At 68.9% G+C, this 5340-nt stretch carries 6 protein-coding genes and 1 pseudogene; 5 read left to right on the top strand and 2 right to left on the bottom strand.

Going from position 1 to position 5340, the window contains the following annotated elements; translation table 11 throughout:
• The first annotated feature begins 36 nt into the window (after positions 1-36).
• The gene (locus tag GA0115240_RS39315) at positions 37-282 is read left to right on the top strand and encodes a LysR family transcriptional regulator (RefSeq protein ID WP_093738005.1); all 246 of its coding nucleotides are present in this window, start codon (positions 37-39) and stop codon (positions 280-282) included.
• Here GA0115240_RS39315 and GA0115240_RS19605 read toward each other — a convergent pair.
• A pseudogene (locus GA0115240_RS19605) lies at positions 245-762 on the bottom strand (hypothetical protein). The gene GA0115240_RS39315 and the pseudogene GA0115240_RS19605 sit on opposite strands and share 38 nt — an antisense overlap.
• A gap of 135 nt (positions 763-897) precedes the next feature.
• Here GA0115240_RS19605 and GA0115240_RS19600 point away from each other — a divergent pair.
• Together GA0115240_RS19600 and GA0115240_RS19595 are read left to right on the top strand one after the other, a co-directional pair.
• On the top strand, positions 898-1419 hold the full coding sequence (locus GA0115240_RS19600; RefSeq protein WP_093738003.1) for a hypothetical protein: 522 nt from the start codon (positions 898-900) through the stop codon (positions 1417-1419).
• A complete protein-coding gene (locus GA0115240_RS19595) occupies positions 1406-2215 on the top strand; it encodes an SUKH-3 domain-containing protein (protein WP_093738001.1) in 810 nt (269 codons plus the stop codon). Before GA0115240_RS19600 ends, GA0115240_RS19595 begins: the two co-directional genes overlap by 14 nt.
• A gap of 128 nt (positions 2216-2343) precedes the next feature.
• On the opposite strand, the gene GA0115240_RS19590 is transcribed toward GA0115240_RS19595, so the two are convergent.
• Complete coding sequence (locus GA0115240_RS19590; protein WP_141708899.1) at positions 2344-3048, bottom strand: hypothetical protein; 705 nt, start codon at positions 3046-3048, stop codon at positions 2344-2346.
• Between the two features lie 704 nt (positions 3049-3752).
• Here GA0115240_RS19590 and GA0115240_RS19580 point away from each other — a divergent pair.
• Together GA0115240_RS19580 and GA0115240_RS19575 are read left to right on the top strand one after the other, a co-directional pair.
• Positions 3753-4814 (top strand): pseudouridine-5'-phosphate glycosidase, encoded by a 1062-nt coding sequence (locus tag GA0115240_RS19580; protein ID WP_093737997.1) that lies wholly within the window; start codon positions 3753-3755, stop codon positions 4812-4814.
• 119 nt (positions 4815-4933) lie between these two features.
• Positions 4934-5340: carbohydrate kinase family protein (locus GA0115240_RS19575; protein WP_237555030.1), on the top strand; the 407-nt coding region annotated here is incomplete at its 3' end.

The following is a 5340-nucleotide window of genomic DNA, read 5'->3' as shown; positions in this document are numbered from 1 at the left end:
GTCCGAGCCGATGGCGGCCATCAGCAACATCCGCCACTGCGTCGAGCGCCTCAGGCGCTTGGTCCAGCTCCCGGCCAACGGAACCTCTGCGCTGCCGCCAAACACCTCGGAACGCTGCCGGCAACACTCACCCACCAACTGAACGCCCTGGAGAAGACAGCAGGAATCCAGCTGATCCCGCGCACGAATCCGCTGGTGGCGACGGCTGCGGGCACCGCTCTCATCCGCGAAGCGGAGTACCTGCTCAACCTCTTGGATAAGGCCCGATCTCTCCCCACCTGACCGGCGGCTCGATCAACATCACAACGCGGTCCGCCTCGATGTCGAACCCGAGGGCTGGACGGCTCCCATCACCACCCTCGGAATCCATCAACACCGCCTTGCCCAACCGGCGACCGATCGCGGCGAGGAACCCGCACAGGACATCGAGTCGCTCCTGCCCCTGGATCTCCCGCAGGTCAAGGTCGAAGTCGATCTCCTCCGCTGCATAGAACCGAAAGATCGCCAACATGTCCGGCACCGGCCGAACCTCCAGAAGAGGCAGTTCTGCGTCGCCGGACGCGCCAGCACGACCCCAGCCGGGGGCAGCGGCAGTACGGCCGAGCCCTCGCAGTACCGGAATGGCCAGCCCCGCTCCTCCACGAGGTCGAGGACTGACTGCCAGTCCGCCTCCGAGGAATTAGGCACCCTCACGTCAGGCAGCGACCCCATCACTTCAAGGTCGAAGAACCACTTGACGTCGTCCCACAGCAGATCAGCCACCGCCCCATCCTGCCTCCCCAGTGCACCCTCACCTACCGATTTCCATTTCCGCTGTTACCACCGGCACCAGCAGCGGCTTGCTACCACCCAAAGCCGTTCGACAGTCCATCGCCGCAGATGGCAAGGTCACGCCTCATGGAGCTACTCGACGTTCTGACGGAGCTCGCCCGGTCGGGACAGCTGGGTCCGGTCGCGAACGGCGCCGCCTGGGACGCGGTCACCGAAGCGCTCGGCGAGCCCTTTGAAGTGGTTGACGGGAAGCGGCGGTCATGGCCGCGTCTGTTCGCCTACGGCGACCTTGAGCTGAGTGTCTGCCGCTGCCAGAAGGTCATCCTGATCTGCCTCCAGACCTGGCGGGACGTCGTTGAACTCCCCACGGGGCTCGCCGAGACGCGGCCGTTCACCGGCCACCCCAAGTACGCCGAAGTGATCGAAGCTCTCAGCCGCATCGGTTGCGCCTGGCAGCCCTACACGCCCCTGACCTTCGGCAACCAGTGCGCCATCCAGACCGCTCCCTCCGGTGTCGTCTTCGTCTTCGAAATCCCGGAGGGAGAAGACCCCATTCTCAACGTCGCTGGCCCACCGCCTCACCAACACGACTGTCCGGCCGTCACACGCAACAGCGGGATGCCAGGATGTCCGGGTGGTCAGCGCTGAAGAGTGGATTCGAATCCGCCGCGGCCTGCGGTTCGGGCAAAGGTTCCGAGGGACGGTGACAGCAGTCCCGAGGCCGGGTGCGATCGGGATCTTCGTCGACATCGGTCTTGCGGTCAGCGGTTTCGTCGATGTTCTGCTCCTGCCGACGGTCGCAGAACACTGGCCAAGCGAAGGAACCAAGGCCGAGTTCGAGGTCTGGTGGGCCGATCAGCGACCGCAGGTGCGGCTCAAGCCGGTGGACCCGAGGTTCCTGCGTGACGACTTCGCCCGCTGGCAGTCGAACTGGCGGCCGAACTGGCCGGAGAGCGTGCCGGTGGACCAGGCATGGGTCGATACGGCAGCGGCGTCACAACGCGGAACCGGCGTGATCGAGGAAACGCTGCGCGCCGCCGGTTGGCGGCCAGGGCGGCGCTTCCCAATCGACCGCTGGCGCGAGACGCTTGAGAAGACCGGTTTGGTCCTCATGCACGATGCCGCCAAAGCCTTCCTGACGGAGTTCGGCGGCCTGGACATACAGATCAGCGGACCAGGCATCTCCGTCGCCAAGACCTCCTTCAACTTCGACCTCGAAAACGTGATCGGCGAGGAGGACCGCTTCGCCGACTGGAGCGAAACTATCGGGCACGCCATCTTCCCCATCGGTGAGCTCGATCAGGGCAGATTCTTCCTCGGCATCGACGAGAACAGCGAGATCTACCTGGTCGAGACCTGTCTGGCCACATTCGGCCCCGCTCGGCAGGCGCTGGAGAAGCTCATCCTGGGCATCGCTCCCCTGAGCATCGAGACCGCACGCTGAGACGGCCCTCACCGTCGTCGAGCGTGTGACGACGGCGCCTGGCCCAGTGATCCGAGCCCTCTTGGAAGCTGATGACGAACGGCTGATCTCAGCTGGTCGGCGGTGACACGGATCATGATGAACGGCTCTCACTGGATAGCCCGTTGGTCACGGCGGCCGGACTCCGCACCCCTGGATCGTCGTCTGACTCTCACGGCGCGGGCCTGAGTTCTGGCAAGCAGATCGGTCAGGACCGACGCGTCGCAAGTGCCGGCCAGTGCGGAAAGGCTCCGCTCCACCGCTTCCACGTCCCTGCGGGTCGGCTCCATGCCCATATGGTCGAGTGCGAAAGTCAGAAGCTTGCGGTGTCGGACACCGTCCTCCAACGCGCGGGCACGGAACAGCTCGGCCCTCAGGCTCTCGGCGTCGGTGACCTCGCACTCCGCGGCGAGGCCGTGGAAGTCGCTCCGCGACCATCCCACGATGGTCTGGAAGTCGTGCTCACACAAGGTGTCGTCGAAGCAGGCCAATAGAAGGGCCGACTGGGCGATGGACCAGGCAGTCCCTGAGATCAGGACGCGGTTCACCAGCCCGCGCCGCAGTCGGACTCCGTCGGCGGTGGGCCGGTGAGAATCGTCGGAGGCCGGAAGCTGTTCCGTCGCCCTGACGCGACGAAGCTCATCGAAGAGTTTTCGGCATGTGTCTGCAGAGGGATCAGCGTCCGCAGGTGGCCGGCGATGGTGGATGGCGATGAAGAGCGCCCGCTCGATGATGTCCGTCTCATCGTGGTGGAGAAGTACGCTGCCCGGCAGTAGGTCAGCGGTCATATCTCCCGGATTCTCTGCCGCCACCACGCTGCCGCATGCCACGAACTGACAGACGCGGCCCGAGGATCGGGCAGGGTTCGACGGAGGAACTCCTCGTCCCGCCGGGCGACGATCCTGCGGAGCCCCGCCCGAGCTGCAGGCGGCAGTCGGCGGAGCGCGTCTTCGAGGATGTCCCGAGCGTCCGTCGGGTCGCAGCAGGGGCAGTCGTCCCAAGGCAGATAGAGGTACCGGCCGGGTTGGTGGAGAAAGCGCTCGTATTGGTGCAGGGCCTCGGCGACGGCACCGCGCCCGAGATGCTGGGCTTCGATCCGGTGGATGGCTGACCGGGTTCGGCGGGAAATGCCGGGAATCTGGCGGATGGGACGAGCATCGCTGCGGGATGGCCACCGCTGTGAGCGGATGGCGCCGGGCGGCCTACGCGCCATCGGCCTTTCGGGTCTGCGTCATGGTGCACATCATGCCAGGTCCCAGGGACATCGTCAGCGGGTAGGCCAGCAAAAAGCACCAGGGTCGCGGCCAAGACGATCGTCTACGACCACGGGGTGACCTGGCCCCCGCACCGAGAGATTGCTAAAGATCAGCCACTCGGTTCCCTGCTAACCCGACCCAGAATCCGTTGTTCCAGCAGGACCCACTGCTAACGGAGAGACCGAACCTACAACCCGCGTTTTCGGCCCCTGCCGGGCGCGCGGCGAGGTTTGGCAGCGGTCCTGATGTGCCAGTCAAGGGCCATGACGACTGAACGCTCCGTACCGCGCTCCCTGACCGATCCCCTGACCGATCCCGTCACCGATCCCGCGGCGGACCCGGCGGCATACCCGGTGGCGCGGCCCCCGGCAGCCGGGCAGACCCCGGGCCCGGGCCCGGCCCTGTCGGCGGAGGTCGCGGACGCCCTCGCCCGCCGGGCCCCGGTGGTGGCCCTGGAGTCGACCATCATCTCCCACGGCCTGCCCCGGCCCCGCAATCTCCAGGTCGCCCGCGAGCTGGAGGGGATCGTGCGGAAGGCCGGCGCGGTGCCGGCCACCGTGGCGGTGCTGGACGGGGTGCCGCGGGTCGGTCTCGGCAAGGAGGAGGTGGAGCGGATCGCCGAGGACCCCGGCTTGCGGAAGCTGGGTTTCCGTGATCTCGCGCCGGCCCTGGCCACGGGCGCCAGCGGCGCGACCACCGTGTCCGGCACGGCTTTCCTGGCGGCGCGGGCCGGTATCCGGGTGTTCGGCACCGGCGGGCTCGGTGGGGTGCACCGCGGCTGGGTGACCGTGCAGGACGAGTCCGCCGATCTGGGGCTGCTGGCCAGGACCCGGATCACCGTGGTGTGCGCGGGCGTGAAGTCGATCCTGGACGTGCCCGCCACCCTCCAGCGGCTGGAGACCCTGGGCGTCGGCGTCCTGGGCTACGGCACCGACCGGTTTCCGGGCTTCTACCTCACCGACTCCGGCGAGCCGGTCGACTGGACGGTCGGCGATCCCGGGCAGGTCGCCGCGGTGATGGCCGCGCAGGACGAGCTCGGCGGGCCCGGATCGGCGCTGATCGTGGCCAATCCGGTGCCCCGGGAGCTGCAGCTCGACCCCGGTCTGCACGACCGGGTACTCGCCGCCGCGCTGGCCGCGGCCGGCCGGGAGGGCGTCACCGGACAGGCGATCACCCCGTTCCTGCTGGCGTATCTCACCGAGCACACGCAGGGCGCGTCGCTGGAGGCCAATCTGGCGGCGGTACGCGGCAATGTGGCGCTGGCGGCGGCGATCGCGGTGCGCTGGTCGGAGCGGTCCCAGCGGTCCCGGCGGCCGCCGGTATGAGCCGGGCCGCGCCGGCGGGCGGGCCGGGTGACCGGGGGCGACCCGAGGTGCTCGCCGTGCCCGAGGTGCCCGCCGTGCCGGGCCCGACGGACCTGCCGGACCCACCGGACCCACCGGACCTGCCGGACCCACCGGGCGCCGGGCTGCTGGTCGTCGGGGACGTGGTGACCGATGTGGTGGCCCGGCACGCGGAGCCGCTGGCCCCCGGCACCGACACCGCCGCCCGTATCGCGCTGCGGCCGGGTGGCGCGGGCGCCAATGTGGCCTGCTGGGCGGCCCGGTACGGCGCCCGGGTGCGGCTGCTGGCCCGAGTGGGCGCGGACAGCGCGGACTGGCACCGGGCCGTGCTGCACGCGGCCGGGGTGGAGCCGGTGCTGCGGATCGACGCCGAGTCGCCCACGGCGGTGGTGATCGCGCTGGTGGACGCGTCGGCCGAGCGCACCATGGTCACCGACAGCGGCGCGTCGGTGCGGCTCGGGCCCGAGGACTGGACCGGGGATCTGCTGGACGGCATCGGGCATGTCCA

It is taken from the genome of Streptomyces sp. DvalAA-14 (genome assembly GCF_900091855.1).
GTDB lineage: Bacteria > Actinomycetota > Actinomycetes > Streptomycetales > Streptomycetaceae > Actinacidiphila.
The sequence above is the reverse complement of the archived record's forward strand: the minus strand, read 5'-3'. Positions and strand labels throughout refer to the sequence as shown.

Bases quoted from the DNA above. Each gene is read 5' to 3' on its own strand.
- GA0115240_RS19600 (WP_093738003.1), top strand. From the start codon at position 898: ATGGAGCTACTCGACGTTCTGACGGAGCTCGCCCGGTCGGGACAGCTG.
- GA0115240_RS19580 (WP_093737997.1), top strand. From the start codon at position 3,753: ATGACGACTGAACGCTCCGTACCGCGCTCCCTGACCGATCCCCTGACC.